General features: G+C 71.1%; 13 protein-coding genes. 6 read left to right on the top strand and 7 right to left on the bottom strand.

Going from position 1 to position 15,633, the window contains the following annotated elements:
* Positions 1–137 precede the first annotated feature (137 nt).
* The 4 genes from LADH09A_RS17235 to LADH09A_RS17220 are packed head-to-tail and all read right to left on the bottom strand — an operon-like array spanning position 138 to position 2,401.
* Positions 138–482, bottom strand: coding sequence for a hypothetical protein (locus tag LADH09A_RS17235; protein WP_238646328.1), 345 nt, complete (start codon positions 480–482; stop codon positions 138–140).
* Positions 482–1,675 carry a WXG100-like domain-containing protein gene (locus tag LADH09A_RS31945; RefSeq protein WP_238646326.1) on the bottom strand — a complete coding sequence of 398 codons (1,194 nt, stop codon included), beginning with the start codon at positions 1,673–1,675 and terminating at the stop codon, positions 482–484. The genes LADH09A_RS17235 and LADH09A_RS31945 overlap by 1 nt, the downstream gene beginning before the upstream one ends.
* Positions 1,672–2,016: a type VII secretion target gene (locus tag LADH09A_RS17225; protein ID WP_238646324.1), complete on the bottom strand. Its 345-nt coding sequence runs from the start codon at positions 2,014–2,016 to the stop codon at positions 1,672–1,674. Before LADH09A_RS17225 ends, LADH09A_RS31945 begins: the two co-directional genes overlap by 4 nt.
* Complete coding sequence (locus tag LADH09A_RS17220) at positions 2,003–2,401, bottom strand: YbaB/EbfC family DNA-binding protein (protein ID WP_238646322.1); 399 nt, start codon at positions 2,399–2,401, stop codon at positions 2,003–2,005. Before LADH09A_RS17220 ends, LADH09A_RS17225 begins: the two co-directional genes overlap by 14 nt.
* A 171-nt stretch (positions 2,402–2,572) precedes the next feature.
* On the opposite strand from LADH09A_RS17220, the gene LADH09A_RS17215 reads away from it, so the two are divergent.
* Positions 2,573–3,532 (top strand): TAXI family TRAP transporter solute-binding subunit, encoded by a 960-nt coding sequence (locus LADH09A_RS17215; RefSeq protein ID WP_238646320.1) that lies wholly within the window; start codon positions 2,573–2,575, stop codon positions 3,530–3,532.
* 16 nt (positions 3,533–3,548) lie between these two features.
* Here LADH09A_RS17215 and LADH09A_RS17210 read toward each other — a convergent pair whose 3' ends face one another.
* Both LADH09A_RS17210 and LADH09A_RS17205 read right to left on the bottom strand, forming a co-directional pair.
* Positions 3,549–4,991: a sensor histidine kinase gene (locus tag LADH09A_RS17210; RefSeq protein WP_238646317.1), complete on the bottom strand. Its 1,443-nt coding sequence runs from the start codon at positions 4,989–4,991 to the stop codon at positions 3,549–3,551.
* A gap of 6 nt (positions 4,992–4,997) precedes the next feature.
* A complete protein-coding gene (locus LADH09A_RS17205) occupies positions 4,998–5,681 on the bottom strand; it encodes a response regulator transcription factor (protein WP_238646315.1) in 684 nt (227 codons plus the stop codon).
* Positions 5,682–5,826: 145 nt separating this feature from the next.
* Between LADH09A_RS17205 and LADH09A_RS17200 the strand changes: the two genes are divergently transcribed.
* The 4 genes from LADH09A_RS17200 (at position 5,827) to nhaA (ending at position 10,854) form a co-directional block, all read left to right on the top strand.
* The gene (locus LADH09A_RS17200; RefSeq protein WP_238646313.1) at positions 5,827–6,843 is read left to right on the top strand and encodes a tripartite tricarboxylate transporter substrate-binding protein; all 1,017 of its coding nucleotides are present in this window, start codon (positions 5,827–5,829) and stop codon (positions 6,841–6,843) included.
* 1 nt (position 6,844) lies between these two features.
* Entirely contained in the window at positions 6,845–7,306 is a 462-nt protein-coding gene (locus LADH09A_RS17195) for a tripartite tricarboxylate transporter TctB family protein (protein WP_238646311.1), read from the top strand.
* Positions 7,307–7,326: 20 nt separating this feature from the next.
* Positions 7,327–8,832: a tripartite tricarboxylate transporter permease gene (locus LADH09A_RS17190; RefSeq protein ID WP_238646309.1), complete on the top strand. Its 1,506-nt coding sequence runs from the start codon at positions 7,327–7,329 to the stop codon at positions 8,830–8,832.
* An 87-nt stretch (positions 8,833–8,919) separates the two neighbouring features.
* Positions 8,920–10,854, top strand: a complete 1,935-nt coding sequence (nhaA, locus tag LADH09A_RS17185) for a Na+/H+ antiporter NhaA (RefSeq protein WP_238646308.1) — start codon at positions 8,920–8,922, stop codon at positions 10,852–10,854.
* 57 nt (positions 10,855–10,911) lie between these two features.
* Here nhaA and LADH09A_RS17180 read toward each other — a convergent pair whose 3' ends face one another.
* On the bottom strand, positions 10,912–11,286 hold the full coding sequence (locus LADH09A_RS17180; RefSeq protein ID WP_238646306.1) for an MFS transporter: 375 nt from the start codon (positions 11,284–11,286) through the stop codon (positions 10,912–10,914).
* 241 nt (positions 11,287–11,527) lie between these two features.
* On the opposite strand from LADH09A_RS17180, the gene LADH09A_RS17175 reads away from it, so the two are divergent.
* Positions 11,528–15,574, top strand: a complete 4,047-nt coding sequence (locus LADH09A_RS17175; protein WP_238646304.1) for a discoidin domain-containing protein — start codon at positions 11,528–11,530, stop codon at positions 15,572–15,574.
* Positions 15,575–15,633: the final 59 nt, after the last annotated feature.

The following is a 15,633-nucleotide window of genomic DNA, read 5'->3' as shown; positions in this document are numbered from 1 at the left end:
CGCTGGGACACCGCCCTGAGCGAGCCACACCATGAGCCGGGTCGCGATGATCGCGTGGTTGTACCCCGGCGGCGGCAGGATCGAGACGACTCCCTCGGGGCGACGCCCAGCACCTGCGGTGATGGGACCGTGCAGTGTCAGCGCCTACCAGGATTGCTCGATCCGGGGAACCCTGCTGAATAGGTTGCATCCACCAGTTCCTGAAGATGGCGGATGACGTCGACCTTGTGCTCGGTCTCCGGCAGTTGCCGCTCGCCAGCCGTCACCAGGTCGTTCCGCAAATGGGTGACGATCTCCAGCTGTGCTGCTGCGGACAGGTCGTCGATCCACAACGACCCGAGGTTGTTGTCGACAATCTCCTGCAGGTGGTTGGCGGTCTGCCTGTCCGCGAGGCGGGAGATCAGGAACTCCAGCGTCCAGTCGAACAACCCTCCGGTTGCGGTCCAGTCGACGCCGGGTTTCAGCACGATGAGGCCAGCCATTATTTCCCCACAGTGAATACTCGCGGACCGAGGCTCCGGTCCGTAATGAACTGCTCGATACGGGCAACCTGTTCCGGGTTGAACTGACCGACGTCCACCGGCACCAAGTCTGCTTTGTCTAGATGTCGCTCAATCTGATACTGCAGTTGCGGCCACTGACGGTCAAAGAACCGGGCCGGGAAGTTGCCCACCGCATCGTAGGTCCGTCCGGCCTCGTCGACCCAGTCGGCAGAGGAGTCCGCCGCTGCGCGCTGCAGCCTCACGCCCAACTCCTGCTCCAAGCTAACCGCCGTCTCCGCCTCGCCCGGACGAAACCTCCCGGTAGCGGGATCCATACCGAGATCGTGGACTCGTTGCTGCTCCGTCACCGCATGGCCTGGGGTCTCGTGAGGCAGCTCAGGCTCAGGGGTGTTCCGGCTCGGCGGCGATTCACCTCTCTGGAGCCGCCCGAGCGCCTGCTTGAGTTTCTCGATCAGGTCACCGAGCCGGCGCACCTCCGGCATCAACCGCCGCAGGCTGGCGAGCAACCCTCGCAGCAGCCGCGCGATCCGCGCCGCCCACGAAGCCACCAGCGTCGTGACCTGTTCCACGACCAGCGGTGCGGCCAGTCCGCCGGTGACGACGAGTTCGCCCGCGTACACGATGAGGCGGGACACGCAGGTGGCGATGGCGTCGCGGACCAGGAGTCGGACGGCGGCGACCAGGCCGGCGGCGCCTTCGGTGATCGCGGCCATGGTGTCGGCGCCCTGGGCGAGGCCGGTGATGGCCTGCTGTTGTTCGGCGGCCCAGGCGCGGTAGGCGGGGCCGGCGCTGCCGCCCCAGCCGGCGACGTCGGTGCGGACGGCGCGGGTCAGCGCGCCGGCCTCGTCGCGGAGCGAGGCGGCGACGTTGCGCCAGGTCTGGGCGTGTGCGGTGATCTGCGCCGGGTCGCCGGCGAGCCAGTCCAGCGCCTCGCTGAGCGGCTTGACGTGCTCGATGAGCCAGGCGATCCCGTACTGGAGCAGGGCGCCGACCGGGTCGGAGACGAACGCGAGGGCGTCCAGGCCGGCGCTCACCACGCCGAGGCTGCCGTCGATCCAGCTGCCATTTTGTACGCCCTGGGCGATGAGTTCGATGTCCTCGCAGATCCAGATGCCCGCCCAAGCGCTGGGTGGGCTGTCCGCTGCTGCGGCGACGAGGGGATTGGACGTCACTGGCGCTGCCGCACCTCATCAAGGTGCTGCTGCCGTACCCCGTCGAGCAGTTGCTGCGCGCGGGCGTCGGAGCTTCGGTAGCGGTCTGCCCCGACCCGTAGCTTGCCTGCGGTGTCCCGCAGGGACGCGGCGGCCGCGCCGATGCCGTCGACCAGGGTCCGCTGGAGGCCGTCGAGCAGTGTCGGCATCAGCGCGCAGAGCTGACCGTAGGCGTCGGCGCCCAACCGGACGTGCTGGCCTGCCTGTCGGGCGGTGTCGAGACTGCCGGCGCAGCGGTCGAGACGGGTGGCGTGGGCGGTCAGCTCGTCCGGGTCGACGTGGATGCCGTCACCGGTCGGCATCGTTCGAACCCTGGTCACCGGCCAGTCGGCTGCGGTACGAGTCGATGATGGCCCGGGCGCTCGCGTCGTCGCCGAGGGCCTCGACGGTCAGTTCGCGGACCTGGCGCAGCAGGTCGGTGCGCGCGGCTGCGGTGGTCTCGAGGATCTGCTGGGCGGTGCGCGCCGCGGGTTGCTGCCGGATGCGTTCGTCGAGCCACAGGCCGATCAGCAGGCCGGAGCATTCGACGGTGACGCCGACCGTCCGGTCGGTGTTGGTGGCGGTGCCGGTCAGCTCCTGCATCCTCGCCGAGAGCGTCTTGGCCCGTGCCGCCCGTTCGGCGAGCGACGACTCCCACTCGTCGAGCCGGCGTCCGGCGGCGTCGAGCGCAGCGTCGTCCGCCCACATGTCGACCCTCCCCAGGGGACCGCCGCCGACGACAGCCGGCAGGATCACCCGCACGTTACCAACCGGTGGCGCTCCGTGTATGCCCGCCAAGTGGTCGGTGCCTTTCTGAAGAAGGGCGGGCCGGCTGGTCCACCGCCGCCACTGGGGGGCTGCCGTCCGTATCATCTCGGCATGGTGCTGACCCCGCAGGTGCGGTTCAGCCGGCGGGCGGCACTCCTGGCCGCCGGAGGGCTGCTCGTCGGCTGCTCACCGCAACCGGCGCCGGAGAGGGTCCACCTGCGGCTGGCCACCGGGCCGGCGGGCGCGGTCTACCGGCGCATCGGTGGCGCGCTGGCCGCACACATCTCCGCGCAGGTGGCCGGCGCGACGGTGACCACCGTGCCGAGCGGGGCGTCCACCGACAACATCCGGATGCTGCGGGCCGGCGAGGTGCACCTGGGGTTGACCAGCCTGGACGCCCTGATCACGAGCGATGGCAGTGCGCCCGGGGGGCTCTCGGCGATCTGCCGGCTCTACGACAGTCACCTGCATCTCGTGGTGATGGCCGGGTCGGCGATCGGCGAGTTCCGGGACCTTGAGGGCAGGCGCGTGTCCCTCGGCGCCCACGACTCGGGCACCGAGTTCACCTCGCTGCGGGTGTTGAAGCTCGGCCCGGTGAAAGCCGACGGCCGGTACCTCAGCCAGGCCGAGTCGGCGGCGGCGCTGCGCGACGGCACGATCGACGCGATGTTCTCCCTGACCGGCGTTCCGACGCCCGCCATCACCGAGCTGGCGCGGCGGCACCCGATCCGGCTGCTTCCGCTGGACGTGGAGGCGGACGGGCTCTTCGCGGCGTACCCGGGGCCCTATGCTCCGGCCACCATCCACGCGGCTGCCTACGCCGGCGTTCCGGCCACCCGCACGGTGGCCGTGCCGAACGTGCTGCTCGCGCGCAACGACCTGCCCGACGACCTGGTCTACGCCATCACCGACACGATCTTCACGCACACCAGCTCGATCACCTCCGCCGGCCGCGACGACGCCGAGGCACTTCCCGAGGCGTGGCAGATCAACGTTCGCACCGGGATCTCCACCGCGTCGGTGCCGCTGCACCCGGGCGCCGCGGCCTGGTTCCGCGACCGCAAGCGCTGACCCGGGACGCGGGTCGTCACATCGGCGCGGGAGCGCCGGACCGCGCCGCGACCCGCGGGACGACGGGCAACGCCACCACCGCGGCGAAGCCGTGCCCGGATCCGTCCGGACGCGGCAGGCCCTCCTCCAGCCGCAGTTGGCCCCCGGCCGCACCGATCAGGTCGGCGCAGATCGCCAGCCCCAGGCCGGTCCCGGGCACGTTCTGGTGCCGCGGCGACCGCCAGAACCGTCGCAGCGCCTGGGCGCGCTCGGAGACGTCCAATCCCTGGCCGTCGTCCCGAACGGCGACGGTGACCACGGCTCCGTCGCCCACACCAGCGCGCGCGACGACCTCCACGACCTGCGCGTCGGACAGCCGTAACGCGTTGCTGACCAGCTCGTCCAGGATGCTGCCCAGGCCGCCCGTCGGCTCCAGCAACCGCAGCCCCGGCGGCACGTCGACCGTCAGTGTCTGCCCGGCCGTGGCCGTCAGGGCCCGCCACCGGTCGACCCGGGTCGCCAGGACCTCGTCGAGATCCACCGGCGACGTGGTCCGGATGCTCTCCATCCGCGCACTGGCCTGTAGTGAGTTCAACATCCGCTGCATCGCCTTCAGCTCGTCGACGGCGATGTCGTACGCCTGCCGCCCGTCGCCGTCGGGGCGCAGGTGCGGTGCGAGGCTCTCCACCGCGAGCCGGAGGCTGGTCAACGGGTTGCGTAACTGGTGCGACGCGTCGGAGACGAACGCCCGCTGCCGCTGCACGGCGTTCTCGACGGCGTCCATCATGGTGTTGAACGACTCCGCCAGCCGCCGCAGCTCGATCGGGCCGGCCTCGGCGTCGGCGCGGATCGTCAGGTCGCCCTCGGAGATCCGCGAGGTCGCCGCGTCCAGTTTCCGCACCGGCCGCAGCACCCACGCCGACACCGGCCAGGCGACGGCCGACAGGGCGATCAACGGCAGCAACCCGAGCCCGGCCAGACGGGCCCAGCGGACGAGGATGGCGTCGCGCGTCTTCGACAGGTCCGAGATCGTCACGACGGCGCCGACGACCTCGCTGTCCCGTCCCACCGGCTCCGCCACGACGAGTGCGGAGTCGTCCCACGGCGCCCACTCCCAGGACGGTTCGGAGCGCGCGCCGGCCAGTGCCGCGGTCACGATCCGGGGCAACGCCGGCTCGGCGCGCGCCGCCTGCTCGTACGCGTCGGTCGGCCCGAGCAGCACCGTGCCCGACGTGTCGATCAGCGCGACCGGAATGCCGTAGAGCTCGTGGTATCGCGTCAGCTCCTGCTGGAGCGCCTCGGTGCGCCCGGTCGACAGCGCGGTCTCCGCCAGCGAGGCGAATCGGCCGACGTCGCCCAGCCGGTTGACGTACGTCTCCTGCATCTCCCGTTCGGCCACGGTGACACTGAGCGGCACCCCGAGGGCCGCGACGAGCAGCACGGCGAGGGGGACCAGGACGACGAGCAGTCGGCGGTGCACGGCGCGTCAGCCGATCAGCTCCGGCTGGTCGGCCAGCAGCCGATAGCCGACGCCGTGGACCGTGCGGATGACCACGTCCGGCCCCAGCTTGTGCCGCAGTGCCGCGATGTGGGTGTCCAGGGTGCGGCTCGACGACTCCCAGGTCGCACCCCAGATCTGGTCGAGGATGACGTCGCGGCTGACCACGTTGGGCGCCCGCCGGGCCAGGAGCAGGAGCAGCTCGAACTCCTTGCGGGTCAACGGCACGGGCGTGCCGTCGACGGTGACCTCGCGGGTCCCGACGCCGATCCGCATCGGGCCGAGGAGGATCGGCTCGTCGGCCTGACCGAGGGCACGAGCGGCCCGGGTCCGGCGCAGGACGGCGTCGATCCGGGCGAGCAACTCCGGGATGCCGAACGGCTTGACGATGTAGTCGTCGGCGCCGGCGCGCAGGCCACGGACCCGCTCGTGCTCCTCGGACCGCGCGGTCACCGCGATGACGGCGGTCTCCGGGTGGTCACGCAGCCTGCGGATCACGTCGAGCCCGTCGCCGTCGGGCAGACCCAGGTCGACGAGGACCACGTCGGACGGCGCGGCGCGAACGGCTTCCGCGGCGGTGGCGACGCGGTGGACCTCGAAGCCCGCCTGGGTCAGAACGGTCACCAGACCCCGCGCCACGCGGTCGTCATCCTCGATGACGGTTATCCGCATACCAGCGGATTGTACGGCCCGGGCCGGCGCTCGTGCCGGCCCTGCTTCTTGGGATTTCTCTGACACCATTCGCGCCCCGACCAACCGAGACTGGGGGCCACCCACGCACCGATGAGGGTCCATGCGCTGACAGGGAGGCCGCCGAATGGGAACGACCAGCAGGTACCGGGCCACCGCACGGGTGATCGCCGCGATCGGCGTCGTCTCGCTCGTCGCCGCCTGTTCCGGTAACGGAGGTGGCGGAGGCGACGCCGCCAGCTACCCGGACCAGAACATCACGATCGTCGTGCCGTTCAGCGCGGGCGGCCCGACGGACACGGTCACCCGCATGATCGCCGAGCCGATGGCCGCGAAGCTCGGCGGCAAGATCGTCGTCCAGAACGTCGAGGGTGCCGGCGGCACGGTCGGCGCCGGCGATGTGGCACGGGCCAAGCCGGACGGCTACACGGTGCTCATGCACCACATCGGCATGTCCACAGCGCCCGCCCTCTACAAGAGCCTGGGCTACAAACCGCTCGACGACTTCGAGACGGTCGGGCTCGTCACCGAGGTGCCGATGACGATCGTCGCCCGCAAGGACTTCGCGCCCGCGACGCTCCAGGACCTGGTGACCCACGTGAAGGTGAACGCCGGCAAGGTCACGCTGGCCAACGCCGGCATCGGTGCCGCGTCCCACCTGTGCGGCCTGCTGTTCCAGAGCACCACCGGTGTGAAGCTCCAGGAGGTCCCGTACCAGGGCACCGGCCCCGCGCTGACCGACCTCGTCGGCGGCCAGGTCGACTTCATGTGCGACCAGACGACCAACACCAGCGGCCAGATCGCCGCCGGGAAGGTGAAGGCGTACGCGGTCACCACGCCCGAGCGGGTGAAGAGCCTTCCCGACCTGCCCACCACGGCCGAGGCCGGGCTGCCGCAGCTCAAGGTCAGCGTGTGGCACGGCCTGTACGTCCCGGCCGATACCCCGCAGGAGATCGTCCAGAAGCTGTCCGAGGCGCTGAAGGTGGCGCTGGCCGACCAGGGGGTCATCGACCAGATGGCCAAGCTCGGCACCGCCCCGGTCCCGGCGCAGGACGCGACCCCGGAGGCGCACCGGGCCAAGCTCGACGAGCAGCTCGGCACCTGGGCGAAGATCATCGCTGACTCCGGGGTCAAGGTCTCCTGAGGTGGAGCGCCGTCGGTCGTTCCCGGACGTCCTCGCCGGGGGAGTCTTCGTCCTGATCGGTGGCGCATTCGTGGTGGGGGCGCTCGGCTACGAGCTGGGCACCCCCACCCGGATGGGCCCCGGCGCGTTCCCGCTGCTGGTCGGCGCGTCCGTGGTCGCCCTGGGCCTGGCGATCGTCGGCAAGGGACTCGTCGCCGGTGAGGTGATCTCGTTCGGGCCGGTCCCGTGGCGTGCGGTCGCCGCCATCGTGGTCGCCGTCCTGTTCTTCGGGTTCACCATCCGGCGACTCGGGTTCGTACCGACGACGGCGGTGACCGCGCTGCTCACCACGCTGGCCAGCGCACGCGTACGGCTGCTCACGGCGCTCGCCGTGGCCGCCGGACTGACCGTGGCCAGCACCCTCATCTTCGTCGTCGGACTTCAGCTGCGGATCCCGTTGTGGGGCCCGTGGCTCGGGTTCTGACGCGGCACCCGGATTGAGACATGGAACTCCTCGACAATCTCGCGCTGGGCTTCTCGACGGCCCTCCTGGTCCAGAACGTCCTCTATTGCTTCGTGGGAGTGCTGCTCGGGACCGCGGTCGGCGTGCTGCCCGGCATCGGGCCGACGGCGACGGTGGCGATGCTGCTGCCGATCACGTTCAGCTTCGAGCCGGTGACGGCGTTGATCATGCTGGCCGGTATCTACTACGGCGCGCAGTACGGCGGTTCGACGACCGCCATTCTGATCAACCTGCCCGGTGAGTCGTCCGCGGCGGTCACCGCGCTGGACGGGCACGAGATGGCCCGCCAGGGCCGCGCCGGCCCGGCCCTGGCCGCCGCGGCGATCGGGTCCTTCGTCGCGGGTACGGTGGCCACTGTCGTACTGGCCGCCGCCGCCCCGCCACTGGCCAGCGTCGCGTTGAAGTTCGGCCCGGCCGACTACTTCTCCCTCGTGCTGTTCGGCCTGATCGTGTCGATCGCGCTGGCGCGGGGCACCGCGCTCAAGGCACTGGCGATGATCGCGCTCGGCGTGCTGCTCGGCACGGTCGGCCAGGACATCTACACCGGAACGCCCCGCTTCGTGTTCGAGCAGCGCGAGCTGTACGGCGGCATCGACTTCGTGTCGGTCGCCGTGGGCCTGTTCGGGGTGGCCGAGATCCTGCGCAACCTGGAGAACGAGCAGACCCGCACGGCGATCGTCAGCAGGGTGACGAACCTCTGGCCGACCCGCGAGGACCGGCGTCGGATCGTCGCACCGATCCTGCGGGGCACCGGTCTCGGCGCGGCGCTCGGTGTCCTGCCCGGCGGCGGGCACGTGCTCGCCTCGTTCACGTCGTACGCCGTCGAGAAGCGGATCTCGAAGCGGCCGCAGGAGTTCGGGCGGGGCGCGATCGAGGGCGTCGCCGGCCCCGAGTCGGCGAACAACGCCGCCGCGCAGACGTCGTTCATTCCGCTGCTCACCCTGGGCCTGCCCGCCCACCCCGTCATGGCACTGATGATCGGCGCGTTCATCGTCCACGGCATCACGCCCGGCCCGAACGTCATCAACGACGAACCGGCGCTGTTCTGGGGCCTGATCGCGTCCATGTGGATCGGCAACGTGCTCCTGCTGCTGCTGAACCTGCCGCTGATCGGCCTCTGGGTGCGGATGCTGCGCATCCCGTACCAGGTGCTGTTCCCGATGATCATCCTGTTCGCGGCGATCGGCACCTACTCGCTGAACTCCAACGCGTACGACGTCTACGCGATCGTGTTCTTCGGGATCCTCGGCTATGTCCTGATCAAGTGCGGCTGCGAGCCGGCGCCACTGCTGCTGGGCTTCGTCCTCGGCCCGCTCCTGGAGGAGAACCTGCGGCGGGCGCTCATCATCTCCCGTGGTGACCCGTCGGTCTTCGTGACCCGACCGATCTCCGCGGCGCTCCTCGCTCTGGCCGTGGCGGCGCTCGTCGTCGCCGTCCTCCCGACGATTCGTCAGCGCCGCGCGGCCGTGTTCACCGAGGAGGAGTAGGACAGCGCACAACCGGTGCTCGGATCGGCCGGTCGCCATGTGCCCAATCCGAACCAACCGGCGACCAGGTCAACGAAGATTGTCCCCGTGACCAGCGACAACCCGCACCGGGGATGGACGAGCCGAACCGCCTGGGAGGGTCGGTTCAACGCTCCGCTGCGCTCGTTCCTGCGCACCGAGACCGGCGGCGCCCGGGTGGTGCTCGTCGCCGCGGTGGCGGCTCTGGTGTGGGCCAACCTGCACGTGTCGTCGTACGAGTCGGTGTGGGGGACCTCGCTCTCGGTTCGGCTCGGCCACTGGTCCGTGGCACACGACCTGCGTACCTGGGTCAACAGCGGGCTCATGACGTTCTTCTTCCTGGTCGCGGGGCTGGAGCTGCGCCGGGAGTTCGACATCGGCGAGCTGCGCGAGAGGCGTCGACTGGCCCTGCCGATGCTGGCCGGGTTCGGCGGCATGCTCGTGCCGATCGCGATCTATCTCGCGTTCAACGCCGGGCAGACCACCGCCGCAGGCTGGGGAGTGGTGATGGCCACCGACACGGCGCTCGCGCTCGGCGCGCTGGCCGTCTTCGGGCCGCGTTTCTCGGATCGGCTGCGAGGCTTCCTGCTGACCGTCGCCGTCGTCGACGACGTGGTCGCGATCGCGGTGCTGGCACTCGCGTACCCGCATCATCCCTCACTGTCGGCGCTGCTCGTCGCGGTGCTGATCTTCGGTGTCGTCCTGCTGGTCCGGGCCCTGGGTGTGCGGTTCGGGCCGGTCTACGCGCTGCTGGGGGTGGCGGCCTGGGTCGCGGTCTCGGAGTCCGGTGTCGACCCGGTCGTGGTGGGTCTGGTGATGGGGTTGCTGACCTACGCCTACGCTCCCGGCCGCGGCGACCTGCAGCGGGCAAGCGACCAGTTCCGCCTCTTCCGGGAACAGCCCACGCCGCAGCTGGCCCGGATGGCCCGCGCCGGGCTCACCTCGGCGCTGTCGCCGAACGAGCGGCTACAGACGCTCTACCACCCGTGGGCGAGCTACGTGGTCGTACCGCTCTTCGCGCTGGCCAACGCCGGCATCGTGATCGACGGGGACCTTCTGGCCAGGGCCGTGGTCTCCCCGGTCACGCTCGGCGTCGTGGTCGCCTACGTCGTCGGCAAGCCGGCCGGGATCGTGGCTGTCTCCTGGCTGGTGGCCCGGCTGAGCGGTAACCGGTTCCGGCCACCGGTCGGCTGGATCGCCGTGGTGGGGGTCGGCACGGTCTCCGGCATCGGGTTCACCGTCGCGCTCCTCATCGCCACCCACGCCCTCAGCGGCCCCGCCCTGGACGAGGCGAAGCTCGGCATCCTCGTGGCGACGCTGGGGGCGTCCCTCGTCACCTGGCTGGTGTTCCGCTCGGTCGGGCGACTGTCGCCGGCACGGCGGGCACGCGCGCTGCTGGGCGTCACCGAAGGGATCGTCGACCTGATGCTGCCGGTCGACGCGGAGCGCGACCACATGCGCGGGTCGCTCGACGCGCCGGTGACGGTCGTGGAGTACGGCGACTTCGAGTGCCCCTACTGCGGGCAGGCCGAGCCGGTGGTCCGGGAACTGCTCGCCGACTTCGCCAACGTCCGCTACGTCTGGCGGCACCTGCCGCTCACCGACGTCCACCCGCACGCCCAACTCGCCGCCGAGGCCGTCGAGGCGGCGGGGGAGCAGGGCGCGTTCTGGGAGATGCACGACCTGCTGCTCGCCCACCAGGACGCCCTCGACCCCAACGACGTGCTCGGCTACACCGAACAGCTCGGCCTGGACGTCGACCAGTTCCGGGAACACATGGTTAAGCGCATGGGCGTCGACCGGATCGCCGAGGACGTCGACTCCGCCGACCTCAGCGGCGTCACCGGCACCCCCACCTTCTTCATCAACGGCCGGCGGCACTACGGCGCGTACGACATCACCGCGCTCTCGGCGGCGGTGAAGGGGGCGTTCGCCAGCGCCAAGCTCCGCCCCGAGTACCACCCCCGGGATCCCGGGCCGCGCGAGGGCGGGTCGGCCAGCTGACCGCGAGGGTGCGTTGCCACCACGCGCCCGTCGTCCCGGGTGGTCCCGCCCAGTCGTTCAGTTGGCGGGGATCGCGGCAGGCCGGCCGCTGCGACGCCCCGCGACGACCACGGCGACCGCCAGGGCCAGGGCGATCAGGAAGAAGACGTCCGCGCCGGTGAAGGCCGCGTGGAAGCCGGCGGTCGGGTCGGAGGCCGAGCTGGCCCGGGTGTACGCGATGGTGAGGATCGCGATGCCGAGCGAGCCGCCGAGTTGGTGGGCGACGTTGACGAGGCCGGACGCGGCGCCGGCGTCCTGCGGTTCGACTCCGGCGACGCCGCCCTGGGTCATCAGGATGATCGCGATGCCCTGGCCGATTCCGATCACCAGCAGTGGCAGCAGGACGTCCGGGACGTAGCTGGAGCCGGTCGAGATCCGGGACAGCCACGCCATGCCGACGAGTGCATTTCCCCGCGCCGAGCAGCGCGATCACGTGCTCACCATCGCGTTGGACGGCTTCCGGGCGCAGCCGGAGCGGCCTGCCTGACGCGGTGTGTCCGACATGGATCAACATCGCGCCGTCTCCGTGGGATCACGATCGACGCCGGGTCTTGACTCTCGGGAAACATGCGGCCACGATCTGACAACGTTGTCTCAGACCCCGTCGGACAACGTTGTCATGTCTGGAGGCAAGATGTCCGAGCTATCGCCCCTGTCGCGGCGTACCTTCCTCTCCGCCGGTGCCACGCTGCTGGCCTCGGTCGGGGTGGCCGCGGTCCTACCGGACGCCGCCGCGGCCGCCGCTCCGGTGACGCCGGCTGCCACCCCACCGACCGCCGACCTCGCCCGGTACCGCCCGGTCGCGGTCTCCTCGACCGACTACGCGCCGACGCCCGGCACCTTCGCGGTGGATGGTCTGCCGCAGGTCGGCGTCCGGGGGAGCGGCTGGCGGGCCGCCGCCAATGACGATCCACAGTGGATCTCGGTGGATCTGCAGGCCCTCTGCCGTGTCGAGGCCGTCACCCTGGTCTTCGAGGCCACGCTCACCGACGGGCCGTTCGACGGCAACTACACCGACACCGACGGCGACGAGATCCTCTCCAGCGCCGCCACGGCGTACCGGATCGAGGTCTCCACCGACGGCCGCGACTGGCGGTCGGTGTACGAGACCACCGAGGGTCAGGGCGGCGTGCAGGACATCAAGCTGCCGGAGCCGGTCTCCGCCCGGTGGATCCGCATGACGGCCACGAAGCGATCGAACAGCAACCCGGTCGGCCTCAACAGCTTCCAGGTCTACGGCGTGCCGCTGGCCGGCCGCCCGAAGGCCGAGGGCTGGACCAGCTGGGAGGACGGCAACATCGGCCCGGCGCCCGCGCTCACGGTCGCCGCCGACGGTACCGTGCCGCTGGAGTCGGGCTGGTCGCTGACGATGGACGACTTCGCGGGCACCGCCGACGGTGCCGAGCTCTCCCGTGCCGGCGTCGACGTCCGGTCCTGGCTGCCGGCGACGGTGCCCGGCACCGTGCTGGGCACCCTGGTCGAGCAGGGCCACCTGCCCGACCCTGTGGCCGGTTTCAACAACATGCGCATCCCGGAGGCGCTGTCCCGGCACACGTGGTGGTACCGGCGCGCCCTGCGGCTGCCGCGCGACCTGGACACCTCGGCCGGTCGCCGGATCTGGCTGGAGTTCGACGGCATCAACCACGAGGCCACCGCCTGGGTCAACGGCGTGCAGGTCGGCAGCGTCAAGCACCCGTTCGCGCGGGCGGCCTTCGACATCACCGACGCCCTGGCCGGTCACCGGGGCGAGCACGTCCTCGCCGTCCGGGTCACCCCGATGCCGCACCCGGGGACCCCCGGCGACAAGGGACCCGACGGCCGTACCTTCCTCCAGTCGGCCCACCACTACCTCGACGCGCCGACCTACCTGGCCGTGTCCGGGTGGGACTGGATGCCCGCCGTGCGCGACCGGGTCACCGGTCTCTGGGACCACGTCCGGCTGCGCAGCACCGGCGCGGTGGTGGTCGGCGACCCGCACGTGCAGACCACGCTGCCCGACCTGCCGGGAACCGACACCGCCGAGGTCACCATCCGGGTACCGGTGCGCAACGCGGCGGCCACCGCCACCACGGTCACCGTCCGCGCGGAGTTCGACAAGGTACGCGTCGAGTCCACGGTGACCATTCCCGCCGGCGCCAGCAGCACGGTCACCTTCGCGCCGGATCGCTTCCGCGCGCTGCGGCTGCGCAACCCCCGGCTCTGGTGGCCCAACGGCTACGGCGACCCCCACCTGTACGACCTCACGCTCACCGCTACCGTCAAGCGCGCTGTCAGCGACCGGCGCCAGCTCCGCTTCGGTGTGCGCGAGTTCGCCTACGACTGGCACCAGCCGATCGTCGTCTCGCCACCCGGAAAGCCCGCTTTGGAGTTCCTCGACGGTGCCGCGACCCAGACCGTCACGTTCGCCCGGCAGCACGCCCGGCACGTCCGCATCCAGGGCGGCCAGCGCGCCACCGGGTGGGGCATCTCGATGTTCGCGCTGTCGGTGGCCGACGGCACCGGCCCGGATCTCGCCGTGGGCCGCGACGCGACCGCGTCGTCGTCGGAGAACGACGGCAACGGCCCCGGCAGGGCGGTCGACGGCGACGCGGCGACCCGCTGGGCCTCCCAGGCCGAGGACAACCAGTGGATCCAGGTCGACCTGGGCGCGGCGGTCGACTTCGACCGGGTCACCATCGTGTGGGAGCAGGCGTACGCGCTGGACTACCGCGTCCAGGTCTCCGCGGACGGGGGTGCCTGGAGCGACGTGACGTCGGTCAGCAACGACACCCCGCTGGGCAGCCGCGCCACCCAGGTCGAGACGTTCGCCAGTCAGACCGCACAGCACCTGCGCATCCAGACCGGAGCGCGGGTGACCTCGTGGGGCGTGTCCATGTGGGCGCTGTCGGTGCAGCGGCAGGCAGAGCCGGACGTCGACCTGGCCCTGCGTCGGACGGCCACCGCGTCGTCGTCCGACGGCGACTCCAACGGTCCGGACCGGGCCGTCGACGGCAACCCCCGGACCCGCTGGTCGTCGGCGTTCGAGGACAACCAGTGGATCCAGGTCGACCTCGGCGCGCCGGTCAGCTTCGACCAGGTCACCATCGTCTGGGAGCAGGCGTACGCCCGCGACTTCGTCATCCAGGTCTCGGACGACGGTCAGCGGTGGACCGATGTGAAGTCGGTCAGCAACGCCGTCACCCAGCTCAAGATCAGCGTGAACGGTGTGCCGGTGTTTGCCCGGGGCGGCAACTGGGGCTGGGACGAGTTGCTGCGTCGGGTGCTGCCCGACCGGCTGGCCGACACCGTCGAGATGCACCGCGACATGAACTTCACGATGATCCGCAACTGGCTCGGCAGCAGCAACCGCGAGGAGCTGTACCAGGCCTGCGACGAGCAGGGCATCCTGGTGTGGAACGACTTCTGGCAGGCGGGCGCGTTCCTACCCAACCCGCCCGGCTACGTCGACATCGCCGCCGACACGATCCGGCGGTTCCGCCACCACCCGAGCATCGTCGTCTGGTGTGGCGCGAACGAGGGCGACCCGCCGCCGATCGTGGACGCCGGGCTCAAGCAGGCCGCGGCCACCGAGCACCCGGAGATCCTCTACATCCCCAACTCGGCCGGCGGCATCGTCAGCGGCCACGGCCCGTACCACTGGGTGGAGCCGGCGACGTACAACAACAAGAACACCTACGACACCGGCGCGTTCGGTTTCCACACCGAGATCGGCATGCCGGTGGTGTCGGTGGTGGAGAGTATGCGCAACCTCGTCGGGGACGCGCCGGCGTGGCCGATCGGCGAGGTGTGGAACTACCACGACTGGTCGACCATCGGTAACCAGCGGGTCGGCACGTACCAGGCGGCGATCGACGCGCGGCTCGGTGAGTCCGACTCGCTCGACGAGTTCGCCACCCGGGCGCAGTTCGTCAACTACGAGAGCCACCGCGCCATGTTCGAGGCGTGGAACGCGAACCTGTGGCAGGACGCCACCGGTCTGCTGCTGTGGATGTCGCACCCGGCGTGGCACAGCACGGTCTGGCAGACCTACGACTACGACCTCGACGTGAACGGCGCGTACTACGGCGCCCGCAAGGGCTGCGAGCCGGTGCACGTCCAGGCCGACCCGGGCACCTGGCAGGTCCGGGTGGTCAACCACACCGCCGCGCCGCTCAGCGGGGTCACCGTGAGCGCCCGACACTATGACCTGAGCGGCCGGTCACTGGGTACGCCGCAACGTCAGCGGGTGGACGTCGCCCGTTCGGCCACCACGGCGGTCTATCCGCTCGCCGCGCCGGACGGCGGCGGGCTGCATCTGGTCCGGCTGGAACTGCGCGACAGCCGCGACCGGCTGCTCGCGGAGAACACCTACTGGCGATACGACAAGGCCGAGCAGATGCGGGCGCTCAACGACGTGCCGAGCACCCGACTGTCGACGTCGTCGAGCACCGTGCGCGTCGTGGACGGGCGCAACACCGTCACCACGACGGTCCGCAACCAGGGCCGTACGGTCGCCGCGCTGGTGCGGCTCGCCGTGCGCGACCAGCGTGGTGACCGGGTCCTGCCGGCCCGCTACGACGACAACTACTTCTGGCTCCTGCCGGGGGAGACCCGTGAGGTGCGCATCTCCTGGCCCGCGCGGTCGGGCGTCGCCCGCCAGGTCAGGGTGACGGCGCAGGCGTACAACTCGGCCAGCAGCTAGGGCTCGTGGTGGGCGGCGGTACCGCGGTCGCCGCCGCCCACCACGCGCCACCTGATACG

This window comes from Micromonospora cabrerizensis (assembly GCF_022230955.1).
In the GTDB taxonomy this organism is placed as follows: Bacteria; Actinomycetota; Actinomycetes; order Mycobacteriales; family Micromonosporaceae; genus Micromonospora; species Micromonospora cabrerizensis.
This window is presented reverse-complemented; position numbering and strand designations above follow the sequence as displayed.